Below are 15,883 nucleotides of genomic sequence, written 5' to 3'. Positions count from 1 at the left end.
GGCTATTCCTGCTGATTGATCCAACGGGATAGAACTATTCTCCTAATCACAGCCAGGTTATTGAAGAGACGCACCCCGAAAGCCACGATGGCTGCCAGGTACAGATCAATCCCGAGGAAACCTCCGATGAAGGCCAGCCCAGCTGCAAAGAGCGTATTGAAAAAGAATCCGGACATGAAGATCCGAACGTTGAAGGTGCGTTCCAAGAAGGAGCGAATCCCCCCAAAGATCGTATCCAATCCAGCCAACAGAGCTATGGAAAGATAGCTGCTATACTCCTGGGGCACGCGCCAATCCAGAAGGAAGCCGACAGCGAGACCGACAATCAGTCCGATAAGCGGGAGCCACATGGTTACGAATCTCCTTTTTCTTTAACAGGTTTCATAAATTGGATGACACGTGTTTCTTTGTTTGCGGAAATCAACAGCTTGTCCCGTTTTTCGGCCAACACTTTTTTGTTCGCCAGCTGAAAGTTCTCTTCGACACCCTCCAGCTTCATCGCGGACAAAAGCACGTCAGGCTCTCCCAATGCTTTTATTTCATATGGAGGCTGTATCGTCCTCGTATCAATCTGGATGACAGCCCCTACATTGCGGATCGCGGAAGTGGCAATCAACCGATGATCGTTAATGGACACCGCTTGCGCTCCGTTCGCAAACAGGATATTGACCAGCCAACGCAAATCTTCATCGTCAATCGTGTATTCACCTACAACAGGCACCTGCATGTGTTCGTCCAGAATCGGCTCTGTAGGCGTGTGGGCATCGACAACTTCCAGCACGATGCCTTCCCCCTCGACCTCTACCATTCCAGCCATTCGACGGTTTCGCTCCAGCTCTTCCTTCATGACCGAAATGCTCTCGTCTTCACTTAATGCGGTTTCGTATTGGTAGTACAGCTGATTGTACTTGGAAATATCTGCAAGCAGGTTTTTGTGTTTCTCCAGCTCTTTTTGCAGCGTGGTCCGGAGTTCCGCAATGCTGCGAGACTCCTTATGTACCGGATGGAGGCTGCTGCGCAATTGCACAGCCAACATCACACCTATGATAGCACTAATAATGGCAAGAATAAACGTGATTTTACGGCTTTTTTGTAACATAGGGCAAACGCATCCTTTTACCTTTTAGGAGTGTTTCGTTTTGGCGTCACCAACGAAGGCCGGGAGCTGCACCTTCTCTTTTTTCGCCAAGTCGATTTGAACAAAGTCTTGCAGAGATTGCAATACTCCTCCTGGCAAATGGAGGGCACTCTCCATCGTCTCCGGATTGCCGATTGCCGAGATGACAAAAGGAGCGGCAGACTTGATTCCGTTGACGATGATCGTCGGACCGACACAGCGGATGGAAGAGTTGCTTACCAGTCTCTGGCCGTTGATGCTGATCGCCTCGGCTCCCGCTGCGCGCAGTTCATTGACGACCAGACGCACATCTTGCTCATGCACGATGTAATTGGCGATGTCCGAGCTGCTTGCTGCCGATTGGCTGTCCTGCATCGTGATGACAAGACCAGGGCCTTCTACAGCGACCACGCCGGAGAGCATACGCGCAGCCTCCAGCTGGGCGAGTGTGTCGGCTGCCTCAGATTTTTGCTGAGCCATCGCTTCCTCGACTTTGCCTACCTGGCGCTGCAAATCAATCAGCTGGTTTTCCAAATGCCTGTTTTGTTCTTTTTCGGATAAAATCCGGTCATTCAATTGCGTTTCCTGCTGGAACAGCTGATCATTCAACCGCTCTTTGCGCGTGAGCTTGGTAGTCTCAAACGAGGTTGCTACCAGAAAGCCTGTACAAAGCGTCACGACGGTTAAATAAAGATGAAATTTGCGGCGACGACTCATTGTCTGCTACCCCTTTTTTCTTTACTGCGGCTTTTCTGTCTGCTCCTGGCTGCCTGCTATCGGAATGGCATCACTTCCCGCACCGTACGGAACAAACCACGGCTGCTCGAACATGGAGAGCACCCCTTTTGTTCCTGCCGGCAGCTCTGCCACGATCGCCGGATACCAGTTCAGCATTTTATCCAGCTTGTAGACCACGCTGCGCACTTCGTTTCCGTCGCGCATGTACAAGGTTACCCGCTGCTTATCGTACACCGTTGGCGTCAGAGTTATGTCCGAAATTTCGGCGAGCACATTCGGTGTGAGGCGGGACAACGCTTTGGCGAGATTGGGGAGCAGCTCAGGGGCTGCCCAGGAGCTGATCAAGGGCCTGTCCACCACGCGATCGGCAAAATTCACCTGCTTCAGCACCTTGCCGTTTTCGAGCAGCGGATAGCGGCTGCCGTCTTGTCCATTCCAGAAGGCGACGCGCTTTTGCTCCGTTACGTGCAGCCGGATCACTCCCGGAAAAGAACGACTGACCGTCACGTTCTTGACGCCCTCAAGCGGCGCCAGATTGCTTTGCACGCTGCTCTCCCACACATTGAGAAATTGCATGTCGCGTTGCAGACCCGATTGCTGGACGATTTGCTCTGTGGTGTAAATGTCGTTTCCGATAACCTGGATTTCCTGCACCTTGCTGTACGGTGAGCGAATAAAAACAATGATAAGTACAGTAAGAAAAAACAGCACGAGCCAAAATACCAGTTTACGGTTTCCTTTTCGTCTGGGACGTTGCTGCTTGACTTGCGGAATGCGTTCCTCAATTACCGCCATGGCCGAATCCTTCCTCATGCATTCTAGGCTCATCGCCCGCAAGATAATTCATTCAAAAGGGAATAAATGGATTTCTTCCAAATAAATGTAACTATACAAAACAGGGAAAGCGGCATAGCACTATGCCGCTTGACTTCCCTCGATCATATCGAAACCCTCGTGATGTCGGCTCCCAGCCTGCGCAATTGCTCTTCCAGGCGATCGTATCCGCGATCGATATGATGAATCTGATTCACCGTCGTAATGCCTTCTGCCGCAAGCCCTGCCAATACGAGAGCAGCGCCTGCTCGCAGATCTGTCGCTTCCACATTCGTGGCGGTCAGCTTCCCGACGCCGCGAATGATAGCAGAGCCGAGATCTACGTATATAGAGGCGCCCATTCGCGCCAATTCATTCACATGTTTGAATCTTCCTTCAAAAATCGTTTCCTTGATGACGCTGGTTCCCCTCGCCTGTGACAGAAACACCATCAGCTGCGCCTGCAGGTCAGTCGGAAACCCTGGATACGGCGAGGTGATGATCCGGTCGTAAGCACGAGGACGGGAGTTGCTTTTGATTTCCATTATATCATGGCGGGTCTTGATTTCAACACCACAGCTACGGGCAACCTCAATCAATGCCGTGAGTTGCTCAGGCAATGTATTGGTCAGCTCCACATGCCCTTGGGCAATGCCGACCGCCAGCACATACGTCCCCGTCACAATTCTGTCGGGAATGATCCGGTAGCTGACGGAGCGAAGCCGCGGTACGCCGCTGATTTCAATCGTATCGGTTCCTGCCCCTCTTATTCGCGCACCCATGGCGTTCAGGAAGTTTTGCAGGTCGATAATCTCCGGCTCCCGAGCCGCATTACAGATGCGTGTCGTCCCTTTTGCCAAGACTGCCGCCATCATGATATTTTCCGTCGCGCCCACGCTGGGGAAGGAAAGAAAGATGTTGGTCCCGCGCAATTGCTTTGCCCGAAAAGTAATGTAGCCTTCGGATTCTTCTATTTTAGCCCCGAGTGCCGTAAGACCAGACAAATGCAGGTCAATTCGGCGTTCACCAATGTCGCAGCCACCGGGACGCGATATGGTGACTTCACCCAACCTGGCCAGAAGCGGCCCGGCGAGAAAAATAGAAGATCGCATCTGGCTCATTAAATCATCTGGCACATGCGGGACGGAGACAGACGTTGTATCCAGATCGACGCAACCGTCCACGTGCTTCGTGTTGGCCCCCAGTGCCGTCATTATCTCCAGCATGACTTTGATATCTTTCAAATGGGGGACATCGTAGATATAGAATTGCCCTTCCGCAAGAACAGCAGCGGCAAGGATGGGAAGAGCAGCGTTCTTAGCTCCTTGGATCCGAAGCGAACCGGACAGAGGTCTTCCGCCTTCGATCGCAAAAGTCTCCAAACTTTCACCTCCGTGTTACCCCTCGCCCACCACCAGAACTTCCGGATGCAGATCAATTCCGTATTTCGCAAGAATTGTGCTCCGAACATGCTCAATCAAGGTGAGGACGTCGGTAGCCGTGGCTCCCCCGCAATTCACGATGAAATTCGAGTGTTTTTCTGAAACCTGAGCTCCACCGATTTGATAGCCTTTCAGCCCCGCTGCTTCTATCAGACGCCCTGCGTGATCGTTCGGCGGGTTGCGGAACACACTGCCCGCACACGGCATTTGCAACGGCTGTGTCTGGCGTCGCCGATCCTTGTTGGTCGCAAGTGTCGCGGCAATCTGCTTGCGATCGCCTGGACGCAGTTGAAAACGGGCTTCCAGCACAATCCCTTTTTCTTTTTGCAAAAGAGAAGTCCGATAGCTAAAGCTCAGTTCGTCGTTACTCAACACCTTACATTCGCCGTTTGCGAAAAGAATCTCGGCTTCAATAAGAATACGTGAAAGATCAGATCCGTGTGCCCCTGCATTCATATAGACGGCTCCGCCTACCGTACCAGGAATCCCTCCTGCGAATTCCATCCCTGTTAATCCCATCTTGCCTGTCTCCACCGCCAGGCGGATCATGGAATATCCGGCACCCACACACACCTCTTCACCCCTGAACTCGCAGTGGCTCAAGCCCTCAGCCACTTTGAACACGGCTCCGCGAATCCCTCCGTCCCTCACCAGAAGGTTGGAGCCGCGCCCGATAACACTCCAAGGAATTTCATGACGATGGATGATCTGCAAGGCTTTTAGCAAGGATTCTTTGTCCTTGGGCTGGATTAACAAATCAGCAGGACCGCCAACCCGCCATGTCGTATGATTGGCGAGAGGCTCATTGGTCCACACTTTTCCGATCCCTGCTTGCTTCAGCTCATCTGCAATATTTATCATTTGTGAACCTCCTGATACGTTTGCTAGGTCGGACCTGTAAGTCTTCTCACGTGTTTGCTCCATACTATGCGATCGCCCAGATCGGCGTGACAATCGCCCATCTGATCATTTTTTTGCGGAGACTTCCTGCAAGGTGCGCACGATTTCCGTGGCTGCTTTCGGCATTCCCAGCGACAGGGCGCTCTCTTTCATTTGCTTCCACAGCTCATCGCTGTGCAGCAAGCTTTCCACTTCCTGAAGCAGGCGCTCTCCTCTCAGCTCCTTCTCCACAATGACTCGCGCTGCACCTGCACGTTCAAGGCCGCGCGCATTTTTCTCCTGATGGTTGTTCGTCACATACGGAGACGGAATCAAAATCGACGGAACGCCGAGAGCCGTCACTTCTGCCAAGGTAGATGCACCTGCACGTCCGACCAGTATATGTGTCGCCGCCAAAACGTCCGGCATGTTATGGACGAATGGAAGCACGGAAATGTTCTCGGGAAGCTTCCCTTTTGCGGCAAGCTCGCTGGAGATTTTATCAAAGTGAACATCTCCGGTTACGTATACAAAATGAGTATCGGCATATTTGCCCAACTCGGTAACAACAGAAAGCACCGCTTCATTGATCGCCCTCGCTCCCCGGCTGCCGCCAAAGATCAGGACGATTTTTTTGCCTGCGTCTACCCCCAGAAAGCCACGGCCCGCCTCCGCGTTGCCATGCATCACTTCTGTCGCCCGCGGATTGCCGGTAAACACGGTTTTCCCCTCTGGAAAGTACGCGAGAGACTCTGCAAAAGATACGGCCACCCGAGTAGCCGAGCGCGACAAAAATTTGTTGGTCAGACCAGGAACGACGTTTTGTTCGTGGATCAAGGTCGGGATGCCCAAGCGCGAGGCTGCGTAGACGACTGGCCCGCAGACGTATCCCCCCGTGCCCACGACGACATCCGGTTGAAAATCGCGCAGCATTTTTTTCGCATCCGACACGGCCCGGACGAATTTCCACAAGGTCTTCAGGTTGTCCAGCGACAGCTTCCGCTTCAACCCGCTGATCTCGACGGACTGAAAAGGAATTTCTGTTCGCGGTACGAGCTGGGCTTCCAACCCTTTTTTACTGCCGATATACAAAAAGGCAGCCTGCGGAGTTTGGCGAGAAATTTCCCTCGCCACCGCAAGCGCCGGATAAATATGTCCACCTGTGCCACCGCCTGTAAGGACGACGCGCATACTCTCACACCCTTTTTATGCAGAGAAAACAGATTGCCCACGTGCGAAGCATCGCACCTTTTTCCTGCTGTTCATTCATGATCGAGAAAACCGAGATATGTTCAGGAGAACGCCGACACCTGTGAGCATCAGTGTCAGGGATGATCCTCCATAGCTTAAAAACGGCAGCGTGATCCCCGTCACCGGAAACATGCCTGTCACGACCCCGATGTTGATGACGACCTGGATCGCAATCATTCCGATGATCCCGAGCGCCAAAAGGCTGCCGAACAGATCGGGGGCCGTGATCGCTGTGCGCATCCCTCTCCACAAAAGCAGCAGGAACAACAGCAAGATGAGCGTACCGCCGATGAAGCCGAGTTCTTCCGCCACAATGGAGAAAATGAAGTCATTGTACGGTTCCGGCAAGTACAGATGCTTTTGCCTGCTTTGTCCCAAACCGAGGCCGAGCAAACCGCCCGGACCGATCGCATACAGCGATTGAATGATTTGGTAGCCTGTATTGAGCGGGTCAGACCAAGGATCGAGAAAAGAAGTAATCCGCTTGATGCGGTAAGGAGCTGACAGTACCAGTCCGATGAAGCCAACCACCCCGATCATGCCCAAGCCGACAAAGTGGCTGATTCGCGCTCCTGCCGCGAAAATCATCACAATCGCCGTGCCTGTCAATACCGTGCCTGTACCCAGGTCGGGCTGAAGCATGATCAGGCCGAAACAAACCATCGGAATCGCCAGAGCGGGCATCAATCCTTTGCGGAACTGCACAATTTGCTTCTGGTTGTCGGACAGCCACCGCGCCAAAAACGCGACGACGCCGAGCTTGGCAAACTCGCCAGGCTGGATTCCGAAAGCCCCGAAGCCAAGCCAGCTTTTCGAGCCGTTCACTTCAATCCCGACGATAAGCACCAGAATCAACAGCCCGATACTGGCGTAAAAGCCCGGCTTGGCCCATTGTTTCCATACCCAATAGTCAATGTTCATCGTGATGTACATCGATGTGATGCCGAGCAAGGCAAAAATCAGCTGCCGCTTGGCAAAAAAGTATGGATCGGAAAAGGGTGGCTTCTGGGCGACGATCGCACTGGCGCTGTACACCATCACGATGCCAATTCCCAATAAAAAAAGTGTTGCAAAAATAATTACGAAGTCGGGGGCAGAGCGTACCTTGCTCATAGTGCCAGGTCATCCTTTCTCATGCCGTCCCGTTTCACGCTGTATTCATGAAGCTTTTGTGGGACGTTATGCTAGGCTTGTTTTAAGTCTATGCACGCCGTCCTTAAACATGCTCCCCCGTGCTTCAAACGAAGGGAACATATCCCAACTCGCACACGCCGGGCTGAGCAGCACCACGTCACCTGATTGCGCCAACCGGGAAGCAGCAAGAACGGCTTTCTCCACAGTATCGACATGGATTCGCTCGTTAATCCCTGCTTCTTCCGCCCGCGCAAGCAAAATCGGTGCGGTCTGGCCCAATGCGATGACCGCTTTTACCCTGCCCTTGATGACAGGCAAAAGCTCCTTGAAATCAACACCGCGATCCAACCCGCCGCAAATCCAGACGACAGGCTCCTGGCACGCCTGCAAGGCACGGGAAGCCGCCTCCGGATTGGTCGCTTTGGAATCGTTGAAATACTTCACTCCGGCGATGGAATCCACGTATTCCATGCGATGTTCTACCCCGGCAAAAGTCGAGAGCACCTGCACGATCGCACGCGTATCAGCGCCAGTCAGCTTCGCTACCAGAATCGCGGCGAGCGCATTGTCCAAATGCGGGACCGTGATCTCATCGACAGCGATAATCGCCTCTGTCCCGCCCTGTCCATCGGCGAACAAAATGACGCCATCCTGGACGAATGCCCCGCGCGGAACTTGCTGCGTTTTGCTGAAATAGTACGTCTGTGCGGGAAGCTCGCCGCATTTCGCGAGAATGTCCGGCTGGTCAAACGGCAAAATCGCCATATCGTCTGCGGTCTGATTGGCGAACATTTTCAGCTTGGCGTCGAGATACTCTTCGAGCGTATGGTGGTAGTCGAGATGAGCAGGGTACAGATTGAGCAAAACACCGATGTGCGGGCGAAATTCTCGCGTTCCCATGAGCTGAAAGCTGCTCAGCTCTGCGACCAGCCACTGGTCTGGCCCAGCTTCCTCCGCAAGACCGCAAAGGACGGTTCCGATGTTGCCGCCAACGAGCACATCAAGACCCGCTTCCTTGAGAATTTGTCCAACGAGCGTCGTCGTGGTTGTCTTTCCGTTGGAGCCCGTGATGCCGATGATCGGTGCCTTGGCAATCTGGGAGGCAAGCTCTACCTCCGTCACGACAGGAATACCGAGAGCAAGCGCCTGCTTCACTGGCGGCGCTTCATAAGGGATTCCCGGATTTTTCACAACGAGAGACACCCCCGGATGAATCAAATCTTCCGGATGGTGCCCGCAAATGACGGTAATTCCGAGCGCTTCCAGCTCCTCGATCCCGCTCGCTTCTTCCCGCGGCTTTTTATCGTTAACCACGACATGAGCGCCAAAGCGGTGCAGCAGTTTTGCCACTGCTACACCGCTTTTCGCCATTCCTAAAACGACTACGTGCTGATTATGATAACGCATCATCTGATTGTCACCACCTCAAGGTATACACCCAATCCGGCAAAGAACATGCCGACCAGCCAGAAGGTGACGACGACACGCCACTCGGACCAGCCTGTCAATTCAAAATGATGGTGAAGCGGGCTCATGCGAAAAATTCGTTTGCCCCGTGTCTTGAAAGAAACGACCTGCAAGATGACAGACAGTGTCTCCACGACAAACACCCCACCGACAATCGCCAAAAGCAACTCTGTCTTCGTCATGATCGCAATTCCGGCGAGTGCTCCCCCCAAACCGAGCGAGCCTGTGTCCCCCATGAACACGCGGGCCGGATGGGCATTGAACACGAGGAAGCCGAGAACCGCACCGACGACGGCTGCACTGAAAATCGCCGTGTCGTAATCTTGCCCGAACCAGGCAATGATGGCGTACGCCCCGAAAGCGATCGCTCCCGTACCAGCCAAAAGGCCGTCCAGACCGTCCGTAATGTTTACGGCGTTGGTCGTGCCGACGAGCAAGAACAAGAGGAACGGGAAGTAGAAATAGCCCAGCTCCAGCTTCCATGGCGTGCCTGGCAAATGCAGCGACGTGTCATGCCCCATCATCAGCAGCAAAATATACGCGCCGATAGCCAGCACAATCTGACCGGCAAACTTTTGTCTGGCGGTCAAGCCGAGGTTGCGCTTCTTCCTGATCTTGATAAAGTCATCCAAAAATCCGATCAAACCGTAGCCGAGTGTCACCAGTAACAGGAAGTAAATTTCCATTGTAGCATTGGCAAACTTCAACACGGTAAATATAAGTGCCAGCAGAATGATGGTGCCCCCCATCGTAGGGGTACCAGCCTTCTTGAAGTGGGATTGCGGTCCTTCCTCCCGAATTGCCTGCCCAAATTTCAGGCGGCGAAGGAAGGGAATAAACAGTGGGCCAATCAGTACGGCAATGAGAAACGCGGCGACGATCGTGACGATTAGGACGTTGTCAGCGAACATGCCCGAGCCTCCTTTCTTTCGATGCCAATGTGTCGCATCTGTCTCTATTCTTGGTTGTACCGGGCAATCGCTTCCCGCGCAACTTCACGGTCGTCGAAGGGCAGTACTTGATCTTTGATGATTTGATACGTCTCATGACCTTTTCCGGCGATCAAAATGACATCGTTCGGCTTCGCCAAGGAAACGGCATAATGAATCGCTTCACGGCGGTCAGTCACTGCCGTGTAACGCGCAGCAGACACATCGCGCACGCCTGCGAGCATGTCGGCAAGGATCGCCTGCGGCTCCTCGGAACGAGGATTATCTGATGTTAAGACGGTCATATCCGCATATTTCGTTGCGATTTGCGCCATAATCGGGCGCTTCGTGCGGTCGCGGTCTCCCCCGCAGCCCACGATGCAGAACACGTTGCCTTTGGCAAATTCCTTGACGGTCATCAAGGCGTTTTCCAGACTGTCCGGCGTATGCGAGTAATCGACGAGAACAGCGAACGGCTGACCCGCATCTACGGCTTCAAAACGTCCGTTGACACCAGCTACTGCTTCCAGGCTCGCCTTGATGTCTTCGAGGCTCACGCCTTCTGCAAGTGTAACCGCCATGGCTGCCAATGCGTTATACACATTGAATTTCCCCATCAGCTTCAGGTTGAGGTCAATCGTACCCGCAAAGGTTTCCGCTGTAAACGAGGTTCCTTTGCTCGTAATCTCGATGTTTTTGGCCTGGACGTCTGCGGGCTGGTCGATGCCGTACGTCACGACGCGCGCAGGTGTCACGGTTGCATACAGCTTCGATGCCTCGTCATCTGCGTTCAGCACGGCTGTCTTCAGGCAATTCGGATCGTAGTGGTTCCCGAGCTGGGAAAACAGCAAAGACTTGGCGTAGCGATAGTTTTCCATCGTTTTATGATAGTCGAGATGATCTTGCGTCAAATTGGTAAAGACCGCGGTATGGATGTCGCAGCCGCGCACCCGTCCCAACTCAAGCGCATGAGAGGACACCTCGATGATCGCATAGTCTGTGTTCACATCGCACATGCGACGGAAGCTTCTTTGCAGATCCACGGCATCGGGAGTCGTATTTTTCACTTCTTCGATAACATCCCCGATTCGCATGTGGATCGTGCCAATCAAGCCTGTTTGCTTGCGCCGATCGCGCAGGATCTTGTCGATCAGATGAGTGGTGGTCGTCTTCCCGTTTGTACCCGTAACCCCAATCACCTTTAACTCTCTTGTGGGAGATCCGAAAATACGATCAGCCAGCATAGCCATTGCCCGCCGGGTATCCGGCACCCTGACAATAGTCGCTGGCACGTCCAGATCTTGTTCGGATAACACGGCAACGGCGCCATTTTTCACCGCCTGGGCCGCGAACGTATGACCATCCACGGTATACCCTGTCAGACATACAAACAAGTAGCCCGGTTTAACCTGGCGCGAGTCTGCTGTCAAACCCGTAATCTCCATACTGTCATCCCCCGAAACCTTCACTGGCAACAAAGGCATGAGCAGATCCCGTAGAAACATGAAACAGGCACCCCATTCTCCAACTTAGTATAGACAGAAATTTGCCCTTTTTTACCGAAATGACACGAATCCGTTTTGGTGACGAACAAAGGCAGAGCGATTGTAGACAAGCCTACTTCCCTCCGCCTTCGAAATCTCATTTTATAGCTAATTGCTCAATTTGTCACCAAGATGTATGCGAATTTTTCCGCCCTCTTCAATTTTTACTCCCGGTGCTGGCGACTGCGCAATCACATAGGTGCCTTTGCCCGAAACGACCAGCGGAAGCGTCTCGTACGTCTGGACGACATCTTTCATCGTCTGCCCGACCATATTCGGTACTTCGATCGGTTCCCGCTCGCCCAAAGCTTTGTTGATTTCCTTGGCAATCCCGTCTTTGCGCTTGGGCACATTCAGGTGCTGCAAGGAAGATTCAATGATACTCTTGACGCTAGGCGCGGCAATCAGTCCGCCAAAAGCCAGTGCTTTCGGATTGTCGACTGCAAAATAAACGACAATTTGCGGATCGTCTGCCGGAGCAAAGCCGATGAAGGATACGATGTACTCCCCGTCCATGTATCGTCCGTTCTTGACCTTTTGCGCGGTTCCTGTCTTCCCGCCGACACGGTAGCCTTCGATGTACGCCTTGTTCCCTGTCCCTTGGGCGACGACACTCTCCAGGGCGTACCGGACTTTTGCGGAAGTCTCTGCCGAGATGACCTGCCGCACTTCCGTCGGCAGCGTCCGCGCTACGATATCGTGTGTGACACTATCGCGCCATTCCTTGGCGACGAACGGCTTCATCAGCTTCCCGCCGTTGATCGCTGCCGAAACAGCCGCCATTTGCTGGATGGGCGTAACGGAAACGCCTTGCCCGAACGAGGTCGTGCCCAGCTCAACCGGACCGACGCGGTTCAGATTGAACAACAGTCCGTTCTCTTCTCCGATCAAATCGATTCCTGTTTTTTGTCCGAAGCCAAATTTTTTGATGTATTCAAACAGGCGTTCTTTTTGCAGCCGCTGGCCCATCGTCACGAAACCCGGGTTGCACGAGTTCTCCACGACTTCCAGCATCGTCTCCTGGCCGTGTCCTTGCCGTTTCCAGCAGCGCAGCCGCTTTCCCGCGACCGTAATGAAGCCGGGGTCGTAGAAGCCTTCATCGAGCGATACGACGCCCTCGTTCAACGCCGCAGCGAGCGTGACAATCTTGAATGTCGAACCTGGCTCATACGTTTTCCAGATGGGCAAATTCCGGTTGTACACTTCCGTCGGGTAGTTCTGATATTCGTCCGGCTGGAACGTCGGGCGGCTGCCCATCCCCAAAATTTCCCCCGTCTTTGGATTCATCGCGATCGCCAGAACATCATCCGGCTGATAGGCGACCACAGCCTGATCCAGCTCCCGTTCGATGAACGACTGGATCGCACTGTCGATGGTCAGATACATGTCCATTCCGCTTACCGGAGCTACGTAATCTTCGGAGCCGCCGGGCATCACGCGTCCTTTGGCGTCAGAGGGAAACGAAATGTGTCCGTCCGTTCCTTTTAAAAATGGATCGTAAATCTTTTCCAGTCCGGTCAACCCTTGATTGTCGATCCCGGTAAAGCCCAAAATATGCGCGGCCATGGAGCCATTCGGATAAAAGCGCTTGGAATCCCCGGCCAAGTAAATCCCCGGCAGGTTCAGCTCCTGGATTTTTCGCGCTTTTTCGATCGGCAGCTTTTTCCCGCCCGGAATCTTGTCATTGCTCATTTGTTTCTTCGTGATCGCCTGGTACACATCTTCTTCTTTTTGCTCCAAAATGATCGCGAGCTGCCGGGCTGTCTCCTTCGCATCCTTGATTTGTGCGGGAACGGCGACAACGGTTGGCACTGTCATGTTGGAGACCAGCTCATTGCCGTTCCGATCGAGAATCCGGCCGCGATTCGGCTTGAAGTCGATTTCCCGATTCAACAGCTGGTCAGCCATTTGCGCCAGCTTCGGCCCTTCTACCAGTTGCACATACCCGAGTCGGGTGATGAGCGCCGTATACAGGACAATGCCGATGACAAGCGATATAAAAATGCGACGGCGTACAGTAGCATTGGATACCCGCAAAGCGAGTCCCCCCTCGAATAGGTTGTCTCTTCCTTACCTTATTCGTCGGGGGGACAGGATAGAACTATGGAGTTGGACTTGTCTGACCTGCTTGTGTGCCAGTTGGAGGAGCTTGCTGGTTGGACCCGGTGCTTCCCTGCTGTCCGCCCTGCTGACCCGCAGGCTGCTCTCCAGTCGGATTCGTCGGCGCAGTCGTTCCAGTTCCAGACGCTGGCGGCGGAGTAGCGCCATCAGGTGACGCTGTGCCTGCTGGCGCTGTGCCTTCCTGCGGTTGTGGCGCGGGCGGCGGCTGCGACTCTGATTGCAGCGTAATCAGCAGTTTCTCTTTGCCTGTGAGCGCCGTGCCCGGAGCGATGCTCTGCTGTACGACAAAGCCTGTTCCTGCGGCTTGCACGTCGATATTCAAAAGCGAAGTAAATTCCATGACTTCGCGCAGCGACTTCCCTTTGAAATCAGGCATCTTCGCCCCATCCAGACGATCCGTCACCAAAATGATTTGCTTGCCAGGCACTGTTTGCTCGTAAGCGGCAGGATATTGCTCCACGATTTTCGTGCCTGTTCCGAGCACCGTCACCGTCAGATTGTCCTGCTTCGCGCGCAGTTGCGCCGCCGTCGTCGACATCCCTTCAAACTTGGGCAAAGTCTGACTCGCTACAGGCTGAGCCGCCAATACTTGTGCTTGTGATTTCTTGTCGTTTTTCCCGTTTCCTTTATCCGATTCCACCCGCGAGAAATCCGGCTGCTGTTGCAAATATTGCAAACTGCGCTCCATGATCGTCTTGAACGTGGGCGCAATCATCGTTTTTCCCCAGTATATATACGAATCACTCGTTTCTGGGTCATCAATGACAACGTACACGAGCAGACGCGGGTTGTCTTTTGGCGCAAAACCGATAAAGGAAGCGATGTAGTGGCCGTCCATGATTTTGCCTGTGTTCGGGTCGTACTTTTGCGCCGTTCCCGTCTTCCCTGCGACGTGGTAGCCGTCGATCGCGTACAGCTTCCCTGTTCCGTGCTCGCCTGTCACGACCGTTTCCAAAATATCGCGGGTTTTCTTCGCGGTCGCTTCTGAAACGACCCGTCTCTGCACTTCGCGTTCACTGCGCTTCACAACCGCTCCGGTGTGCGGGTCGCGCAATTCTTTGACGATATGCGGCTTCAACAGCTCGCCGCCATTGGCAATCGCCCCGACTGCGGCGATCTGCTGAATAGCTGTAACTGTCACCCCTTGTCCGAAAGTCGACGCTGCCCAGTCACGCGGAGAGCGCGGCTTCTCCAGGTTGATCAGGTTTCCTTCTTTCTCGTAAGGCAGTTCGATTTCGGTCAAAGAACCTATCCCGAACTTTTTAAAGTACGCCCTGAGCTTTTCCAGCTTGAGGCGTTCGTAGCCGAGCTTCGCGAACATTACGTTACTGGAACGCTGAACCCCTTCCAGAAACGTAATTCTTCCCCAGCCCACCCCGTTGTTGTGGTCGCGGATCGGAACTTGTCCCTTGATCGTGTACTTACCAGAGTCGTACGTCTCATTTGGATTGAACAGCCCTTCTTCAATCGCGGCTGCAAGCGTAATGATCTTGAACGTGGAACCAGGCTCGAACATGGAAGTGATCGCATGGTTTGTATAGTTGGTAATCCCGTTATAGTATGTATTGGGATTAAATTGCGAACGATTGCCCATCGCGAGAATCTCGCCCGTCTGCGGATCGGAGACGATGACTGTCATGCCTTTTGGCTTGTACTGGCGATCGACGACATCCAGCGCTTGCTCGACGTAATCCTGGATTTGCCTGTCAAGGGTGAGGTAGACGTCGTAGCCGTCTTTTGCCGGGACGTATTGGCCCTGGCTGTCCGGAAGCTGATAGCCTGCCCCGTCTCTTTTATACTCCATCTGCCCTTGTTCTCCGGCCAGTTCCTTGTTGAGCTGAAGCTCGATTCCCATTTTCGGCTGGTCGTACAGGTCCAAGTACCCGATTACGTGTGAGGCAAAGCTGTTGTTCGGGTACACACGTCTGGTCGTTTCATTTAAAAAGATCCCCGGAAGCTGGTTTTCTTCCACTTGCTGCCCACTGGGAAGCTTGGGAAATTGCAGCGCCAAAATCCGGTTTTTTTGTTCCTCGCTAATTTTTCTGCCATAGCGGCCCAGCTCGACTACCGTGTTCGGCTTGGTCAGCATTTTCACAAGTTCAGGAACCGGAGCGTTGAGGATCGGGGCAAGAGCATTCGCTGTATAGTAAGGGTCCTTGACGAAATCCTTGTCCTTGTCATCGCGCCCCTTCAACCTGGCGTTCACCGTGTACGCCTTGCCATCGAAAGCGAGAATTTCGCCGTTTCGATCCTTGATCGCTCCGCGCATCGGTTGCAGCGTCCGAGCCCGATCCCATTGTTCCGTAGCCTTATCCATAATTTTGCTTGCTTCCACCGTCTGAATCCAGTAAATCCTCAGACTCAAGGTGGAAAAAATCAAGATCAGGCACAACGCACAAATAAGGATGCGCCAGTTCACCAGTCGTTTCGTATCCATTTCCACTCACT

The 15,883-nt window shown here is 53.5% G+C and carries 13 protein-coding genes; all 13 read right to left on the bottom strand.

All coding sequences use genetic code 11. The features are described from left to right. Positions 1 to 2: 2 nt before the first annotated feature. The 13 genes from EDM60_RS16795 to EDM60_RS16735 all read right to left on the bottom strand — a co-directional run bounded on the left by EDM60_RS16795 (position 3) and on the right by EDM60_RS16735 (position 15,872). Positions 3 to 350 carry a small basic family protein gene (locus EDM60_RS16795; protein ID WP_005832967.1) on the bottom strand — a complete coding sequence of 116 codons (348 nt, stop codon included), beginning with the start codon at positions 348 to 350 and terminating at the stop codon, positions 3 to 5. A 2-nt stretch (positions 351 to 352) separates the two neighbouring features. After that, on the bottom strand, positions 353 to 1,099 hold the full coding sequence (locus EDM60_RS16790) for a DUF881 domain-containing protein (RefSeq protein ID WP_122965011.1): 747 nt from the start codon (positions 1,097 to 1,099) through the stop codon (positions 353 to 355). A gap of 24 nt (positions 1,100 to 1,123) precedes the next feature. Beyond that, on the bottom strand, positions 1,124 to 1,834 hold the full coding sequence (locus EDM60_RS16785; RefSeq protein ID WP_063230397.1) for a DUF881 domain-containing protein: 711 nt from the start codon (positions 1,832 to 1,834) through the stop codon (positions 1,124 to 1,126). Between the two features lie 21 nt (positions 1,835 to 1,855). Further along, entirely contained in the window at positions 1,856 to 2,650 is a 795-nt protein-coding gene (locus EDM60_RS16780) for a cell division protein FtsQ/DivIB (RefSeq protein ID WP_122965010.1), read from the bottom strand. Positions 2,651 to 2,793: 143 nt separating this feature from the next. After that, positions 2,794 to 4,050, bottom strand: a complete 1,257-nt coding sequence (gene murA, locus EDM60_RS16775) for a UDP-N-acetylglucosamine 1-carboxyvinyltransferase (RefSeq protein ID WP_122965009.1) — start codon at positions 4,048 to 4,050, stop codon at positions 2,794 to 2,796. 15 nt (positions 4,051 to 4,065) lie between these two features. Continuing rightward, positions 4,066 to 4,971 carry a UDP-N-acetylmuramate dehydrogenase gene (gene murB, locus EDM60_RS16770; protein ID WP_122965008.1) on the bottom strand — a complete coding sequence of 302 codons (906 nt, stop codon included), beginning with the start codon at positions 4,969 to 4,971 and terminating at the stop codon, positions 4,066 to 4,068. Positions 4,972 to 5,076: 105 nt separating this feature from the next. Continuing rightward, positions 5,077 to 6,180 carry an undecaprenyldiphospho-muramoylpentapeptide beta-N-acetylglucosaminyltransferase gene (murG, locus tag EDM60_RS16765; RefSeq protein ID WP_122965007.1) on the bottom strand — a complete coding sequence of 368 codons (1,104 nt, stop codon included), beginning with the start codon at positions 6,178 to 6,180 and terminating at the stop codon, positions 5,077 to 5,079. 75 nt (positions 6,181 to 6,255) lie between these two features. Next, entirely contained in the window at positions 6,256 to 7,353 is a 1,098-nt protein-coding gene (gene spoVE, locus EDM60_RS16760; protein ID WP_122965006.1) for a stage V sporulation protein E, read from the bottom strand. Positions 7,354 to 7,419: 66 nt separating this feature from the next. Then, a complete protein-coding gene (murD, locus tag EDM60_RS16755) occupies positions 7,420 to 8,784 on the bottom strand; it encodes a UDP-N-acetylmuramoyl-L-alanine--D-glutamate ligase (RefSeq protein WP_122965005.1) in 1,365 nt (454 codons plus the stop codon). After that, positions 8,781 to 9,752 carry a phospho-N-acetylmuramoyl-pentapeptide-transferase gene (gene mraY, locus EDM60_RS16750; RefSeq protein WP_122965004.1) on the bottom strand — a complete coding sequence of 324 codons (972 nt, stop codon included), beginning with the start codon at positions 9,750 to 9,752 and terminating at the stop codon, positions 8,781 to 8,783. The genes murD and mraY overlap by 4 nt, the downstream gene beginning before the upstream one ends. 44 nt (positions 9,753 to 9,796) lie before the next feature. Beyond that, positions 9,797 to 11,275, bottom strand: a complete 1,479-nt coding sequence (locus EDM60_RS16745) for a UDP-N-acetylmuramoyl-L-alanyl-D-glutamate--2,6-diaminopimelate ligase (protein WP_122965003.1) — start codon at positions 11,273 to 11,275, stop codon at positions 9,797 to 9,799. Positions 11,276 to 11,422: 147 nt separating this feature from the next. Further along, complete coding sequence (locus EDM60_RS16740; protein WP_122965002.1) at positions 11,423 to 13,351, bottom strand: stage V sporulation protein D; 1,929 nt, start codon at positions 13,349 to 13,351, stop codon at positions 11,423 to 11,425. A gap of 64 nt (positions 13,352 to 13,415) precedes the next feature. Then, a complete protein-coding gene (locus EDM60_RS16735) occupies positions 13,416 to 15,872 on the bottom strand; it encodes a penicillin-binding protein (protein ID WP_122965001.1) in 2,457 nt (818 codons plus the stop codon). Positions 15,873 to 15,883 lie beyond the last annotated feature (11 nt).

Origin of the sequence: Brevibacillus parabrevis (assembly GCF_003710905.1) — a bacterium.
In the GTDB taxonomy this organism is placed as follows: Bacteria; Bacillota; Bacilli; order Brevibacillales; family Brevibacillaceae; genus Brevibacillus; species Brevibacillus parabrevis.
Note: the sequence above shows the minus strand (reverse complement) of the source record. Positions and strands in the feature narration are given on the sequence as shown.